Raw genomic sequence first — 13,638 nt, 5'->3', positions numbered from 1 at the left:
TAGGCGGCTGCCCGGCTGCCCAGCTGCCCAGCCGCCGGGCTCCTGGCTCCTGGCTTGCCCGGCTGGGGGGCTTTCGTCGGAGCTGGCGTCGCATCCCTGCGATACGTCGACATGCAGCGTCAGCTCCGACCGTAGTCACTTCGACAAGGCAGGCGAGGGCGCCCCGCGCTCGGCGAGGGGTCGGCGACGCAGCGACAGCTGCGCGATGGCCGGGGGCACGTAGGCCTGATCGAGGGTGCCGACGTCAGTGCCGGGCGGAACAATGGCGTCGATGCGGTCGAGTACCTCGTCAGAGAGCACGGTGTCGACCCCGGCGAGCAGGTCGTCGAGCTGCTCCATCGTGCGAGCACCCAGCAGCGCACTCGACACACCCGGGTGCGTGGTCGCGAAGGCCATCGCGAGGTGCGGCATCGACAGCCCGGCCTCTGCGGCAAGCGGAATCAGCTGCTCCACCGCGTCGAGCCGGCGCTCGTCTGCGAACGACGACAGAAACTTCGCGCGGATCACGTCGGTGCCTCCGCCCCGACGAACTCGGCCGGTGAGCATGCCTTGGCCGAGCGGCCCCCAGGTCAAAATACCCATGCCGTACTGCTGCGCCACCGCAAGCACTTCGCTCTCGATGCTGCGGTTCAACAGCGAGTACGGCGGCTGCTCGGTGTGGAATCGCTCGAATCCGCGCCGCTCCGACATCCATTGCGCCTCGACCATGTACGACGCGGGAGTGTTCGACGACCCGATCGCGCGCACCTTGCCCGCCCGAACCAGATCGGTGAGCGCCGAAAGCGTCTCATCGATGTCGGTCGTGGGGTCGAGCCGGTGAATCTGGTACACGTCGATGTAGTCGGTCTGCAGTCGTCGCAGCGAGTTCTCCACGGCGGTCATGATCCAGCGCCGCGAGGTGCCGCGGTGGTTCGGGTCGGAATCGACCGGCCGCCCGAACTTGGTCGTCAGTACGACAGCGTCGCGCCGCCCCTTCAGCGCCTTGCCGACCACCTCTTCTGAGTCTGCATAGGCGTCGGCAGTGTCGATGAGGTTGATGCCGGCATCCAGTGCCCGGTGGATGATTCTGGCGGAGTCTTCGGGGTCGGGATTGCCGACTGACGTAGCGAACATGAGCGCGCCAAGGCCGTATGCGCTCACGGTGATGCCGGTTCTGCCGAGGTTTCTATACTGCATGGTGTGTTCTCCAGACGTATACTTCCAATAAGCGGAAGCTCTTTCCGAAACTATACGGAATTGCTTTCCGTTTAGCAATGCTCGCGCGACAGAAACCGTGCGAGACAGAAAGGTCGTGCCGTGCGCTCCGACGCCCAGCAGAACGTCGTCTCACTGCTCGACGCCGCCAAGACCGTCTTCGCCCGCAGCGGTGTGGATGCTCCCGCCAAAGAGATCACCGACCTCGCCGGCGTGGGCGTCGGTACCCTCTACCGGCACTTTCCGCGCCGCTCCGACCTCATTGTCGCGGTCATGCAGAACGAGATCGACGAGTGCATCGCCGCCGCCGAACAGCTCGCCGCCACCCTCGGCCCGTGGGATGCGCTGCTCGGCTCAATCGACCGGTTCGCCGATTTTGTCGGCACCAAGAGCGGCCTCGGTGCGGCCCTGCATTCCGGCGACCCGGCTTACGACGGCCTGCCCGGCCGGCTGCTCGACCAGTTTGTGCCCGTCTTCGACGAGCTGCTCACCCGCGCCGTCGACGCCGGATGCGCGCGCGCCGACGTCACCGCCCGCGAAGTTCTGCTCACCGTCGCTCTGCTCTGCCAAGCTGGGCAGGCCGGACAGGCCGGACAGCCCGGACAACCCACCCAGCCCGGACAGCCCACCCAGCCCGATCAGCCCATCCAGCCCATCCCGCCCGCCGCGAACCGCCGCATGATCCGCATCTTCGTCGATGGTCTCGCCGGCACTGGCATTCGCGCGCAAGCCGCGCCACAGTAGACGTGAGGTCGAAGGAGACGCCGATGAACGAAACGATGAGAGCCCTGCGAGCGCACCAGCGGGGCGGCCCCGAGCAGCTGCAGCTCGACACGATTGCTCTGCCGACGCTCGGGCCGGGCGAGGTGCTGGTCGAGGTGTACGCCACCGCCATCACCTTCGCCGAGCTGACGTGGGACGAAACGTGGACGCACCTTCCGGCCATTCCCGGCCACGAGTTCTCGGGCGTGGTCGCGGCGTTGTCAGACGACGCGGCGGGCGTCTCGGTGGGTGATGAGGTCTACGGGCTCATCCGGTTCGAGTTGGAGGGAGCCGCAGCAGAGTACGTCGCCGTGCCGACGGCCGATCTGGCACGCAAACCCGCTCGTCTGACGCACGCGCAGACGGCCGCGCTGCCGCTCGCTGCTCTCACGGCGTGGCAGGCGCTCTTCGATGTTGCGGCCGTCAGTGAGGATGATCGGGTGCTCGTTCAGGGCGGAGCGGGCGGCGTCGGCATCTTCGCTGTTCAGCTCGCGAAATCGGTCGGCGCCACCGTAACGACAACCGTTCGAGGCGACGGCGTGGCTCTCGCGACCTCGCTCGGCGCCGACGAGATCATCGACACCGACACCGACGACTTCACGGAGCGGGGCAGGCGATTCGACGTGGTGATCGACACGATCGGTGGGGATGCTCTACAGAACTCCTTCGAGGTCATCGTCGAGGGCGGCCGGCTCGTCACGCTGCAGGGGCCGCCCGATCAGGCCCGGGCCGCGGCCGCGGGCGTCGAGGCGACGTTCTTCATCGTGGCGCCCGACGTCGACGAGCTCGACCGACTCTCCGACCTCGCCGACCGCGGCGAACTCGACGTCGTGATCGCGAGCACGTTCTCACTCGAGCAGGGCCGGGCGGCGTTCGAAAGCGGCGCGGGTACCCACCGTGCGCCGGGCAAGACGGTACTCATTGTGCGCGAATAGCGCCTTTGTAAGCGAATAAGCGAATAAGCGAATAAGCGTGCAGGGAATGCAGGCGTGCAGGGACTAGACGTGTGGGCGAATCGGCGGCCCGGCGGACTACTTCGAGCCCGCCACTCGCCGCCGAATCGCGAAGGCACCCGCACCCAGAGCGAGCAGAACCGCCGCACCGAGAGCGATTGCCGAGGCGTCAAGACCCGTCGATGCGAGAGCGGGCTTGGCCGCCGTTGCCGCCGCCGTCGGCGGCGTAATGGTCACTGGCCCCGCTACGGCGGTCGTCGTCGGCGTGGGTGTGGGGGTCGGGGTCGTCGGCGGAACGACAGCCGCGACATCCAGTGACACCCTGCAGGCCACGAGACCACCCGCGGCAGGCGACACGCTCAGTGATGTGACACCTGTCGCTGACAGAGCGGTGTCGGCCACGCCGTTCACGTCGCACGTCCAGGTCGGCGTGTAGGCGGCGAGGTTGGTGCCGGTCAACGCCAGAGTGTATGCGGTTCCGTCGGTGACTCGGGGCAGCACCGTCAGCTGACCCGTGGATGCACTGCTGCCGTCACCCGTCGATGCGGTGCCGACCACCGTCGACTCCGGCGACGTCACGCTGACGTCGAACGTGTCGCCCGCCGCCGCGCGGTTGACGACGGTTGCGTCGGCCTGCAGTTTTGAACTCTGGAACGCGAAGGCGACGCCTTCCCGAGCATCGGGGGTGTACCCGACGGTCATGGTCTGGGTGAACGAGCTCGGCTGCGTCGAGCTGACGAGCGCCGTTCCGTACCCGCTCGACGTCAAGTCGCCGGTGCACGTAATCGTGTTGGGGTCGACCTGAACGATGTTTCGCTGGCAGCCGTTCTGGCCCGGGCTCGATTCGTACGTCGCCAGAACCTTGACTCCGCTGCCGGAGGTGAAGGTGATGCTCTCGTTGCCGAAGGTCGACTCGGCGTCGGCACCGACGAACTGCCAGCCCTGAACGGCGGCGCCCGATGAATCCGTCACCGCGATGTCGTCGAGCGTGATCGTCGAAACGCCGTAGGGGCCGAAGACCGCATCTTGATACAGGGCGGGCTGCCCGGGCGTGCCCAGGTAGATCTGGTTGCCGATCGCTGCCCCGCCCCAGGTCGGAAATCCGCTGGCCCGCACGGGGTTCGTGCCGGAAGTGTGAGCCGTGAACGTGGTCGTATAGCCGCCCGGCAGCGTGATGCTGAACGGTTGACCCGCAGCGCTTCGCGCTGTGGCGTCGCTGTAGCTCGCCATGTCGATCCAGCAGAGGGTGTCGGCGTAGGGCCCGCCCGTGCCATAGCCGCAACCCACGGGTTGCGCAGCGTCAGGCGTCGCGGCTGGCTCGGCCGCCGACGCAGCCGCGGGTATGGCGAGCGCCACGGCGGCAAGTGCGCTGACCGCCACGCCGACGAGTACACGCAGTCGTTTGGCGCGGCGATTCGGTGTCGAAGAGACGTTTCTCACAGCTACCCCCAGATGTCGTCGAGGCAAATGTAACCCGAGATGTGGTCGACTCTCCAGAGTTCTCGCGATATCGCTGCCTTCAGATCTCTGCCTCGAGGTGCCCATCCTGGCCCTGCGCGCACGCAGGGAGGCCCTGTTGAGCCCTCCCTGCGCCGACCGGCAGTGCTTAGCATCGGCATATGAACGAAATCACACTGAACAACGGTGTCACCATGCCCGCCCTCGGCTTCGGAGTCTTCCAGAGCGCGCCCGAAGAAACCGCCGAGGCCGTGCGTGTCGCCCTCGAGACCGGCTACCGGCACATCGACACTGCGGCCGCCTACGGCAACGAGAAGCAGGTGGGCGAGGGGTTACGACGGTCGGGCATTCCTCGAAGCGAGATCTTCATCGAAACGAAAGTGTGGGTCAGCGACTTCGGTTACGAGCAGACCCTGCACGCGTTCGAGAAGGCCACGCGCAAACTCGGCTTCGACCAGATCGATCTGCTCATTCTGCACCAGCCCGCGCCGAGCCGCTTCGAACAGACGATCGGTGCGTACACCGCTCTCGAAAAACTGCTCGCCGACGGGTCGGTTCGCTCCATCGGCGTCAGTAATTTCATGCGTCATCACCTCGACGAACTCGCCGCAGGCACCACGGTCGTGCCTGCGCTGAATCAGATCGAGCTGCATCCCTACTTCGCCCAGCCCGACGTGCAGGCGGCTGACGCCGAGACGGGAATCCTCACTCAGGCCTGGTCGCCCATCGGCGGCATCACGTTCTACCCGGCGTATGCGGGCGACGGCAGAGCAAGTGTGATGCAAGACCCGACCATCGGCGAGATCGCGGATGCCCGGGGCAAAACCCCTGCGCAGGTGATGTTGCGCTGGCACCTGCAGCAGGGTCGCTCGGCCATTCCCAAGTCGACGAATCCGACGCGCATCGCAGAGAACTTCGACGTGTTCGACTTCGAGCTCGGCGACGACGACGTCGCTCGCATCAACGCCCTCGACACCGGAGTGCGCGGCGGCCCAGACCCCGACGGCGCTGACACGACCCGCTTCGACCGCGTCATTCCCGAAGACTGAATCCCGAGGAGCGGCCGCCGCTCGCGCCTCCCGCCGCCCGCCGCCCCGCCCAGGCCCCGCGCCCCGCGCCCCCGCGCCCCCGCGCCGGCGCGGTAGTTCGGCGCTTCCGCGGTAGTTCGAACTACCGCGAATGCGCCAAAACACCGCGTCGCCCTCAGACGAGCCCGAGGTCGCGCAGGCTTTCGGCCGTCTCGACGATCGTGTCGACCGCCGGGCGGGGCCGAAAGCCCAGCTCGGCCTTCGCGCGGTCGTTGTGGATGACCAGCGGCGCCGGCTCGTCGCCCGGCGCTTCCTCGGTCGGCACCCGTGAGGCGAACGCACCGAGCCGCGACCGCAGCACCTGCGCCACGTCGAGAAACGTGAGCGTCGCACCGTCGGCGAGCGCCAGGTAGCGCTTTCCAGCAGCCCCGGGCGTTGTCATCGCGGCAATGTGCACGGCGGCGACGTCACGCACATCGGCGATACCGAAGCGCTGCCGAGGAACCTGCGTCATGGCGCCGCTGAGCATGCCGGCAAAGAGCTGAAGGGAAGAGCGGGCATCCACTGTCAGCGTCGGCCCGGCGATCCACGTCGGATTGACGACCACGAGCTCGGTCTCGTCACCTTCGCGCTCGATGAAATCCCACGCGGCGCGCTCGGCGACGGCTTTCGAGAGCGGGTACGCGGCGAGTCCTGGCGTCGCCGGATCGGTCCAGTCGCTCTCGTCGTAGTCGCGCACCGGCTTGGGGGAGTACCCGATGGCGGCGAACGACGACGTCAGAACGACGCGGGGCACCCGGGCATCCCGAGCCGCGCGCAGCACCCGCAGCGCTCCGTCGCGGGCGGGAATCACGATGTCGTCGGGGTTGGCCGACTGAATCATCGGCGACGCGACGTGGTAGACCCCGTCGACGCCGGCGGCAGCGGATGCCCACCCCTCGTCTTCGGTCAGGCTCGCGTGCACGATCTCGAGCCCGCTGTCGTCGGCTCCGGCTCGCCGCAGCGCCTCGCGCAGGCCCGGTTCGCTCGCAGCGCTGCGGACTGTCGTGCGCACCTCGGTGCCGCCGAGCAGCAGGTCGGCGATGAGGCGCGTTCCGAGGTATCCGTTACCGCCCGTCACCAACACGCGGCTCATGACAGCACAGCCTCGAGCTCGCCGAGCATCGCATTGACCCGTTCGCTCGCCGCCGCTTCTGCCTGCGCGTCGTCGCGGTCGCGCGCATCCCACAGCCCGGCCTTCGCCTCGAGGTAGTTCAGGTGCACGTGCAGCGTGGCGATCTCGCGCTCGATGCGGAGCGCGTGCTTGGTGAGCAGATCACGCTGTTCGGCGGCCATGGATCGCCCGATCATCCGGTTCGCCTGGTACGTGCGCATGTCTTCGATGCCGACACCCATCGCGCGCAGGCAGGCCAGCGCCTGCAGAGTATCGATGTCTTGGTCGCGGTAGCGCCGGTGGCCGCTTCGTTCGTCTCGGGCGATCGGGCCGCTGAGCCCGACCTCTTCGTAATAGCGCAGGGTCGGCTCGCTGAGCCGAGTGCGCTGCGATGCATCCTGAATGGTCATCAGTGTCAGTGTGGTCATGTTCGTATCTGAACACACTTCAAGCGCTTGAGGTCAAGCGTTGACGCTAGAACGCCTCGTCACGATTCGCGATTGAGGCGGCGACAGCGAGGCGCTATGGTCGTGGCGATCGCGAGTTTTCGGCAGGAGGTGACACCCATGAACGCAGTATCCGCACAGGGTGCTCCCTGCAGTACACGATCGCGCGACTGACGTCGTCGCCCTCGGGAGCGCCCCTCCAGGCATTTCGCGAAAGGCGACTCCCATGAATTCAACACCCATTACTCCTCTGCACGTCTCCGACGGTCGGGCCCTCGTGCTCGGCGGTGGCGGAGCGGCAGGAAACGCGTGGCTGATCGGCGTGATCGCCGGTCTTTTCGACGGCCAGCTCGACGTGACCGACGCCGAGCTCATCATCGGCACTTCGGCCGGGGCGACGGCGGCGGCACAGATCACCGCAGCGACACCGCCCCAGCTGTACGCAGACATTCTCGCGGCCGTGCCGCCGCAGCGGCCCGGGGGCGGCAGACCCGCCAGTCTGCACGGCCCCCAGGGCTCGATGGTCGATCACCTCAGCAGAACGAACGATGTCATAGCTGCCGCCGATGGGCCGATGGATGTTCGCCGCAGACTGGCCGCGTCGGCCCTCCAGCTGAGCGATGCACTCGACCCGGCTCGGTGGGCGCGCTGGCGTGCCACCGTCGCCAGCCGACTACCCAGCCCGCAGTGGCCTGCGCAATCCTTGCTCGTCACGGCTGTCGATGCGCACACCGGCGATCCGGTCGAGTTCGACCGTGGCAGCGGAGTCGATCTCGTCGATGCCGTTGCAGCCAGCACATCTGGCGGTGCTCCGTACGGCATCGGCGACGGACTCTATCTCGATGGCGGCTATCGGCGATCGAGCGAGAACGCCGACCTCGCGGCCGGATACTGGCGTGTGCTCGTGCTGTCGCCGTTCGGGGGCCGAACGCGCATGCCACTCGAGTGGAACATGCATCTCGCGCCGCAGATCGACGAACTGCGTGAGGGTGGCAGCGACGTCGAGACCATCTTTCCCGACGGCGCGGCGCTCGCCGCATTCGGCGACAGCATGATGGACCTCTCGACCCGCCTGCCGGCCGCTCGAGCCGGGTATGCGCTGGGCAGAGCTCGTGCTGCGAAGCTCACCGAGTTCTGGAGGTGACGCGCGACCCGCTGCGAAGGGCATGAGCTGCCTGTGCTGCCTGTGCTGCGCAGAGAGCACGCCGAATGCGCAGAATTCGTTGCGGTCTCGTGGCAGGATTCGACCCATGGAGAAACGCGGCACACCCGGGCAACGCGGCAAACGCAACGGTATCGGCCGGCTGGAGGCGTTCAGCGACGCGGTACTGGCGATCGTGCTCACGCTGCTGGTGCTCGAGCTTCTTCCCGTCGGGGCACAGTCGCCGGCCCAGCTTCTCGAGAAGTGGCCGGCCTACCTCGCCTACCTGGCCGCATTCCTTACGATCGGTATCACCTGGATCAATCACAACGAGCAAATGTCTCGAGTGCGCCGCACAGACCCGATCGTGTTGGTCTTGAATCTTGGCGTGCTTCTGGGCACCTCACTCGTGCCCTGGCCTACCGCCCTCATTTCCGAAGCGCTGAAGGAGGGCGATCAGGCCGATCAGTTCGCCGCCATGGTCGTCTTCGCCGCTGTGGGCGTGCTCATCAGCGCACCATGGATCGCTCTCGATCGTTACCTGGCGGGCCATCCCGCACTTCTGAACTCTGCCGACGATGTCGAGTGGATGCGCAGACACGCTCTCTACTCCGTCGGAACGCTTGCCGTTGCGGTGATCAGTGTGGCCGTGGCAGCGATCTCACCGCTGGCCGCGCTCGTGCTCTATCTGGTTGTGGCTGCGGCCTTTCTTCTGGCGCGGCTGCGTGAGCGGACTGCGCTCGGGCAGCCCGAAGACGACGACGGGTGATGGATGCGCGTGCCTGGCGTGCCGGCTCGGGCCTGCCCTGCCTGCCGGGCCTGCCGTGATTGCGCGTGCCGGCTCGGGCCTGCGCGTGCCGGCTCGCGCCTCAGTCGCGCGCCGAGAGCACGCAGAACTCGTTGCCCTCGGGGTCGGCCAGAACGACCCACGGCGTGTCACCCTGCCCCAGGTCGACCCGCTGTGCACCCAGGGCGAGCAGCCGCTCGACCTCCGCGGCCTGGTCGTCGGGCACGAAGTCGAAATGCAGCCGGTTCTTGGCTACCTTCTGGTCTGGCGTGTTCAGAAACAGCAGCGTCGGATGCGACCCGTCGGGGTTCTGAAGTTCGAGCTCGTCGTCGGTCTCGTAGAGCAGGGTCCACCCGAGTGCGGCCTGCCACCAGCGGCCCACGGCGTGAAAGTCGTGGCAATCGACAACGATCTCTTCGAACAGCAGTGTCATGCCTCTACGCTAGCCGCGATCATCCGTTCGGCTCAGTGGTGTGTCGCTTTCGTCGGAGCTGCCGCGTCATCTCCGCAATACGTCGACATGGCGCGCCAGCTCCGACGAAAGAGCCGTGAGGCGGGCGGTCGAGGGCAGGTGCTACGGCGTCGTCACCCGAGAGCTGCTGGCAGCGCGCCTTAGACGCGCCGGCTACCCGTGAGCACTCGCACGAGAAACACGATGACCGCGATCACCAGCAGAACGACACCGACCCAGATGAGAAAGCTCAGCGATGACGAGATTCCGCCGGTGATCAACAGCACGATGGCGATGATTGCAACGATGATGAGAAGGATGTTCATGAGATGCCTTTTCTGCGAAGTGGCGTGAGGCGCCCGGGTTCGGGCGCTGGTCTCACTTCACCAGCTGAAGGGCGGTGGCGGCACACCCCTAGGGGTGTACTTTGGGGCCATGACTGTACCGGCAACGCGCCCCATCACGGTGGCCCTGGTCGACGACTACGACGTCGTGCTGATGGGTCTGGCCCACATGTTCGACCAGTATCAAGACCGTGTCACGGTGACGCAGATCGATGCCCGCACCCCCGTCGACGAGACCGTCGACATCGTGATGTACGACTCCTTCGCTCAGCCCGAGACCGACCAGAAAGAAGTGGCGGCCTTGGTCAGCAACCCGCGCGCCCGTCGAGTCGTCGTGTACACCTGGAACTTTCAGCCCGAGCTCGTCGAGAGTGCCCGGGGTCACGGGGTGCACGGTTACCTGTCGAAGACGCTTCCGGCGGCCGAGCTCGTGAGTGCTCTGGAGTCGATCCACGCGGGTGAAGAGATCGTCAGCGCGCCGCAGCGCCGGGCGGGCAGTGCGCTCGGGCTCGACTGGCCGGGTCGCACCGAGGGCATCACAGACCGCGAGTCGGAGATTCTGGCGCTCATCACGCAGGGCAAGAGCAACGCCGACGTTGCGGCGCTCACGTATCTGAGCCCGAACACCGTGAAGTCGTACATCCGCAGCATCTACCGCAAGATCCATGTGACCAGTCGCACGCAGGCGGTGCTGTGGGGTGTCGCGCACGGCTTCACGCCCGACCAGCGCCGCATCGAGCACTGGCGGGTCGGGGTGTAGTTCGGGCATCCTCTTGCGGGCATCCCCTGGCCGGATGCCCGCGGGTACGGTGGTCGCATGAGTTTTGATGTGACAGCCGACGCCTACCTGAGCTTCATGGGCCGCTACTCCGAGCCGCTGGCGGGCCTCTTCGCCGACTGGTCGGGGGTGCGCCGCGGCCAGCGGGCGCTGGATGTCGGTTGCGGCGCGGGGGCCCTCACCGAACAGCTCGTCATGCGTCTGGGCGCGCCGGCCGTCGCGGCGGTCGACCCGTCGGCGTCGTTCGTCTCGGCTACGCAGCAACGGCTGGCGACCGTCGACGTGCAGCAGGCCGGGGCCGAGCTCCTGCCGTTCGCCGACGCGCAGTTCGATGCCGTGCTGGCTCAGCTGGTCATCCACTTGATGCCGGATGCGGTGGCGGGGCTTCGCGAGATGGCACGTGTCACCAAGCCGGGTGGTCTCGTTTCGGCGTGCGTCTGGGATCATGCGGGCGAGCATGGCCCGCTCGCCACCTTCTGGAATGCCGTGCACGATCTCGACCCCGACGAACCGGGCGAGGCGACCATGCCGGGCACCAGCGACGGTGATCTCGCCGCATTGTTCTCGTCGGCGGGCCTGGTCGAGGTCGAAGCGTCGAGCTTGACGGTGACGCGGCACTATGACTCGTTCGACGAGTGGTGGCAGCCCTATTTGCTCGGGGTCGGCCCCGCCGGTGCCTATGCGGCGGAACTTTCAGACGCGGAGCGTTCGGCGCTGCGCGCGCGGTGCGTCGAGTTGTTGCCGGCGGGGGCGTTCGATGTATCGGCGCTGGCCTGGTGCGCTCGGGGAGTCGTTGCGTGACCGCATCGCTCCCACACTACTTGCCGAAGTGGTAAAGTGTGGGAATGTCTACTTCATTGAGCGATGTCGAAGTACCGCAGACGCTCCACGAGTTCTTGGCGCTAAGCGGTGCCAGCTGGAGCGAGCGCGACATCGTCGCCTCGATAACACAACTGATCGGCCCACAGACTTTGTCGGGAACGGTCGAACTGCCGGCAGACGAACGGCAACTCTGGGCCCAGTATTCGGGCATCTCTGAAGACGAAGAACTCGCCAAGCAGGCCGACCGTCGCGCGTTGTCTGAGACCGCCGCGCAGAGCATCATGGCGCTCACCGGCGAACAAGTCGGCGTGGGGCTGGGGTTGAAGCCGTCCACGATTCGGCACTACCGCACCGAGAACAGGCTCTACGCGTACATGGCCGAGGGTAAGGCGTGGTTTCCGATCTGGCAGTTCAGCCCCGACCTGTCGTCCGCGTTGCCTGGGCTGGCAGAGGTACTGGGCTCGCTCGACGCGCGCACGCATCCGCGCTCGGTTGCGGGGTTCTTCTCAACCGTGCAGTCAGAACTCGTCATCGCAGAGGTTGCGGTCTCCCCTCGGGATTGGCTTCTCGGCGGTGGGAGTCCGGCTGAGGTGGTGGCGCTCGCCTCTGAGGTCGGGCTCGGGCTGTAGTTGGCATCGCTCGATCCGCCCTCGCGAGACGAGCTACTCGCGGTGGGGCCGGAGATTCGCACGCTCTCGACGCAAGCACCGCTGTGGCGCATCCACATGACGTCCACCAATCACCCTCAGGCGTGGAATCGCCTTCGAACCTGGGGGCCGTTGGCGTCCGCGCGATGGGATGCCCACCCACTGCCAGAGGGGGAGCATCCGTCAGACGGCGCCGCCTACCTCGGCTTCGATGTCGTCACTTGCCTGGCCGAGGTCTTTCAGGCGACGCGATTCGTCGACATTCATACGGGCGCTCCGTACGTCACCCTCTTCTCGCTCACGAGGCCGTTACGACTGATCGACGTCACGGGGGATTGGTTGCTGAGGGCGGGGGCGCGGTCATCCGTCGCCCTCGGTAAGAAGTCTCGTACGAGGGAGTGGGCGCGTGCCATTCGCGACGCCTGGCCCGATCTTGATGGTGTCTACTCACGGTCGGCGGTGGCTGGTGCGCACGAATGCGTCACTCTCTGGGGCGGTTCTGAAAGTGCCTTTGCTTCGGCACCGCTGCTGTCGACTCCGCTCTCGTCGCCCGCCATCGTCACGAACATCAAGATCGCGGCGGAATCGATACGGTACTCGAGCAACTGCTAGCGCGAGGCATCTGTATGTGATCTCGCTGTGGGGCTTCCGTCGGAGATGGGGCGACATGTCGACGCAGAGCGGGCCGTGTTCGCTCAGCTCCGACCTAAGTAACTTCTTCTCGGTGCGGTGCGGTGCGGTGCGGTGCGGTGCGGCCCGGCTCGGCGCTGTGCGCTGCCGGGTGGCGCGATGCGGCTCGGTCGCGCGTCGGGCGGGCTATACGCTCGAACCATGGCCATTCCCGACTTCATTGTGTCGCTGCGCGAGAAGATCGGGCACGAGACGCTGTGGCTCACCGGCGTGACCGCGGTCGTCGAGCACGAGGGCCGGCTGCTGATGGTGAAGCGCAGCGATTCCGGGGCGTGGACTCCGGTGACCGGAATCATCGACCCGGGTGAAGAACCGGCGGTCGCCGCTGCCCGCGAGGTACTCGAAGAGGCAGGTGTGGTCGCCATCGCCGAGCGGTTGGCGTGGGTGCACGTGCTGCCGCCCATGACGTACCCGAACGGCGACCGGGCACAGTACCTTGACCTCGTGTTCCGCCTGCGGTGGGTCTCGGGCATCCCGTACCCGGCCGACGGTGAGAACACCGAGGCCGAGTGGTTCCCGATGGATGCTCTCCCCCCGCACTCGGATGGGTTCGCCCAGCGCATCGCTCACGCCCTGAGCGACGACGTCGCCACCGGTTTCGAAGCGTGAGCGCCCTGAACGAAACCGAACAGAAGCGGATGGCCGGCTGGCGCCCGGCCGCAATCGTTTCGGTGGCGGCAGTCGCTCTTGTGGCGGGATTGGTCGCAGCCCTTCCGCTGTTTCTCACCGTGATGGGCGCGTTTCAGCTGTCGGCGCTGGCTCGCGGCGGCTGGGATGCGACGTGGAACGACGGCGACGCCGGGTTTACGATCGCGGGCGCGGTGGCGCTGGCGGTCATCCTGGGCATCGCCGGCATCGTGGGGCACGGTGTCGGCCGTGCGTTCCACGTTCCCCGAGCCGCTGCCCTGTGGATGTCTCTCGGTGGCTGCCTGCTCGTTGCAGGTGTCATCGTCGTCGTCGTGTTGAGCCGCTTACACTTCTGAG

17 protein-coding genes are annotated in these 13,638 nt (G+C 66.8%); 11 read left to right on the top strand and 6 right to left on the bottom strand.

What is annotated here, in order from left to right; translation table 11 throughout:
- Positions 1–135: 135 nt before the first annotated feature.
- Positions 136–1,176 (bottom strand): aldo/keto reductase, encoded by a 1,041-nt coding sequence (locus LQ955_RS07435; RefSeq protein WP_231027535.1) that lies wholly within the window; start codon positions 1,174–1,176, stop codon positions 136–138.
- A gap of 120 nt (positions 1,177–1,296) precedes the next feature.
- On the opposite strand from LQ955_RS07435, the gene LQ955_RS07430 reads away from it, so the two are divergent.
- Both LQ955_RS07430 and LQ955_RS07425 read left to right on the top strand, forming a co-directional pair.
- The gene (locus tag LQ955_RS07430; protein ID WP_231027534.1) at positions 1,297–1,938 is read left to right on the top strand and encodes a TetR/AcrR family transcriptional regulator; all 642 of its coding nucleotides are present in this window, start codon (positions 1,297–1,299) and stop codon (positions 1,936–1,938) included.
- A 23-nt stretch (positions 1,939–1,961) separates the two neighbouring features.
- Positions 1,962–2,891: an NADP-dependent oxidoreductase gene (locus tag LQ955_RS07425; RefSeq protein ID WP_231027533.1), complete on the top strand. Its 930-nt coding sequence runs from the start codon at positions 1,962–1,964 to the stop codon at positions 2,889–2,891.
- Between the two features lie 96 nt (positions 2,892–2,987).
- Here LQ955_RS07425 and LQ955_RS07420 read toward each other — a convergent pair whose 3' ends face one another.
- A complete protein-coding gene (locus LQ955_RS07420) occupies positions 2,988–4,349 on the bottom strand; it encodes a hypothetical protein (protein WP_231027532.1) in 1,362 nt (453 codons plus the stop codon).
- A gap of 179 nt (positions 4,350–4,528) precedes the next feature.
- Here LQ955_RS07420 and LQ955_RS07415 point away from each other — a divergent pair, with 179 nt between their 5' ends.
- On the top strand, positions 4,529–5,416 hold the full coding sequence (locus tag LQ955_RS07415) for an aldo/keto reductase (protein ID WP_231027531.1): 888 nt from the start codon (positions 4,529–4,531) through the stop codon (positions 5,414–5,416).
- Between the two features lie 154 nt (positions 5,417–5,570).
- Here the strand turns inward: LQ955_RS07415 and LQ955_RS07410 are convergent, their stop codons facing one another.
- Together LQ955_RS07410 and LQ955_RS07405 are read right to left on the bottom strand one after the other, a co-directional pair.
- The gene (locus LQ955_RS07410; protein ID WP_231027530.1) at positions 5,571–6,530 is read right to left on the bottom strand and encodes an NAD-dependent epimerase/dehydratase family protein; all 960 of its coding nucleotides are present in this window, start codon (positions 6,528–6,530) and stop codon (positions 5,571–5,573) included.
- Positions 6,527–6,976, bottom strand: a complete 450-nt coding sequence (locus LQ955_RS07405) for a MerR family transcriptional regulator (RefSeq protein ID WP_231027529.1) — start codon at positions 6,974–6,976, stop codon at positions 6,527–6,529. Before LQ955_RS07405 ends, LQ955_RS07410 begins: the two co-directional genes overlap by 4 nt.
- A 244-nt stretch (positions 6,977–7,220) precedes the next feature.
- Here LQ955_RS07405 and LQ955_RS07400 point away from each other — a divergent pair, with 244 nt between their 5' ends.
- Positions 7,221–8,138 (top strand): patatin-like phospholipase family protein, encoded by a 918-nt coding sequence (locus LQ955_RS07400; protein WP_231027528.1) that lies wholly within the window; start codon positions 7,221–7,223, stop codon positions 8,136–8,138.
- 106 nt (positions 8,139–8,244) lie between these two features.
- Positions 8,245–8,904, top strand: a complete 660-nt coding sequence (locus LQ955_RS07395) for a TMEM175 family protein (RefSeq protein WP_231027527.1) — start codon at positions 8,245–8,247, stop codon at positions 8,902–8,904.
- A gap of 100 nt (positions 8,905–9,004) precedes the next feature.
- Here LQ955_RS07395 and LQ955_RS07390 read toward each other — a convergent pair whose 3' ends face one another.
- Together LQ955_RS07390 and LQ955_RS07385 are read right to left on the bottom strand one after the other, a co-directional pair.
- Positions 9,005–9,355 (bottom strand): VOC family protein, encoded by a 351-nt coding sequence (locus LQ955_RS07390; protein WP_231027526.1) that lies wholly within the window; start codon positions 9,353–9,355, stop codon positions 9,005–9,007.
- Positions 9,356–9,534: 179 nt separating this feature from the next.
- Complete coding sequence (locus LQ955_RS07385) at positions 9,535–9,699, bottom strand: hypothetical protein (RefSeq protein ID WP_231027525.1); 165 nt, start codon at positions 9,697–9,699, stop codon at positions 9,535–9,537.
- 109 nt (positions 9,700–9,808) lie between these two features.
- On the opposite strand from LQ955_RS07385, the gene LQ955_RS07380 reads away from it, so the two are divergent.
- From LQ955_RS07380 to LQ955_RS07355, 6 genes are all read left to right on the top strand, one after another.
- Positions 9,809–10,477 (top strand): response regulator transcription factor, encoded by a 669-nt coding sequence (locus tag LQ955_RS07380; RefSeq protein ID WP_231027524.1) that lies wholly within the window; start codon positions 9,809–9,811, stop codon positions 10,475–10,477.
- Between the two features lie 57 nt (positions 10,478–10,534).
- Positions 10,535–11,296 (top strand): class I SAM-dependent methyltransferase, encoded by a 762-nt coding sequence (locus tag LQ955_RS07375; protein WP_231027523.1) that lies wholly within the window; start codon positions 10,535–10,537, stop codon positions 11,294–11,296.
- Positions 11,297–11,340: 44 nt separating this feature from the next.
- The gene (locus tag LQ955_RS07370) at positions 11,341–11,946 is read left to right on the top strand and encodes a hypothetical protein (RefSeq protein WP_231027522.1); all 606 of its coding nucleotides are present in this window, start codon (positions 11,341–11,343) and stop codon (positions 11,944–11,946) included.
- Between the two features lie 42 nt (positions 11,947–11,988).
- Entirely contained in the window at positions 11,989–12,576 is a 588-nt protein-coding gene (locus LQ955_RS07365) for an RES family NAD+ phosphorylase (protein ID WP_255713723.1), read from the top strand.
- A 219-nt stretch (positions 12,577–12,795) separates the two neighbouring features.
- On the top strand, positions 12,796–13,263 hold the full coding sequence (locus tag LQ955_RS07360; RefSeq protein ID WP_231027520.1) for an NUDIX hydrolase: 468 nt from the start codon (positions 12,796–12,798) through the stop codon (positions 13,261–13,263).
- Positions 13,260–13,637 (top strand): hypothetical protein, encoded by a 378-nt coding sequence (locus LQ955_RS07355; protein WP_231027519.1) that lies wholly within the window; start codon positions 13,260–13,262, stop codon positions 13,635–13,637. The genes LQ955_RS07360 and LQ955_RS07355 overlap by 4 nt, the downstream gene beginning before the upstream one ends.
- Position 13,638 lies beyond the last annotated feature (1 nt).

The sequence above is a fragment of the Subtercola endophyticus genome (genome assembly GCF_021044565.1).
Classification (GTDB): Bacteria; Actinomycetota; Actinomycetes; order Actinomycetales; family Microbacteriaceae; genus Subtercola; species Subtercola endophyticus.
This window is presented reverse-complemented; position numbering and strand designations above follow the sequence as displayed.

What these genes read in the sequence shown, in the direction of transcription:
- LQ955_RS07410 (WP_231027530.1), bottom strand. Translation starts at nt 6,530, where the DNA reads ATGAGCCGCGTGTTGGTGACGGGCGGTAACGGATACCTCGGAACGCGC.
- LQ955_RS07395 (WP_231027527.1), top strand. Translation starts at nt 8,245, where the DNA reads ATGGAGAAACGCGGCACACCCGGGCAACGCGGCAAACGCAACGGTATC.
- LQ955_RS07390 (WP_231027526.1), bottom strand. Translation starts at nt 9,355, where the DNA reads ATGACACTGCTGTTCGAAGAGATCGTTGTCGATTGCCACGACTTTCAC.
- LQ955_RS07425 (WP_231027533.1), top strand. Translation starts at nt 1,962, where the DNA reads ATGAACGAAACGATGAGAGCCCTGCGAGCGCACCAGCGGGGCGGCCCC.
- LQ955_RS07435 (WP_231027535.1), bottom strand. Translation starts at nt 1,176, where the DNA reads ATGCAGTATAGAAACCTCGGCAGAACCGGCATCACCGTGAGCGCATAC.
- LQ955_RS07370 (WP_231027522.1), top strand. Translation starts at nt 11,341, where the DNA reads ATGTCTACTTCATTGAGCGATGTCGAAGTACCGCAGACGCTCCACGAG.
- LQ955_RS07385 (WP_231027525.1), bottom strand. Translation starts at nt 9,699, where the DNA reads ATGAACATCCTTCTCATCATCGTTGCAATCATCGCCATCGTGCTGTTG.
- LQ955_RS07415 (WP_231027531.1), top strand. Translation starts at nt 4,529, where the DNA reads ATGAACGAAATCACACTGAACAACGGTGTCACCATGCCCGCCCTCGGC.
- LQ955_RS07405 (WP_231027529.1), bottom strand. Translation starts at nt 6,976, where the DNA reads ATGACCACACTGACACTGATGACCATTCAGGATGCATCGCAGCGCACT.
- LQ955_RS07400 (WP_231027528.1), top strand. Translation starts at nt 7,221, where the DNA reads ATGAATTCAACACCCATTACTCCTCTGCACGTCTCCGACGGTCGGGCC.
- LQ955_RS07360 (WP_231027520.1), top strand. Translation starts at nt 12,796, where the DNA reads ATGGCCATTCCCGACTTCATTGTGTCGCTGCGCGAGAAGATCGGGCAC.
- LQ955_RS07380 (WP_231027524.1), top strand. Translation starts at nt 9,809, where the DNA reads ATGACTGTACCGGCAACGCGCCCCATCACGGTGGCCCTGGTCGACGAC.
- LQ955_RS07375 (WP_231027523.1), top strand. Translation starts at nt 10,535, where the DNA reads ATGAGTTTTGATGTGACAGCCGACGCCTACCTGAGCTTCATGGGCCGC.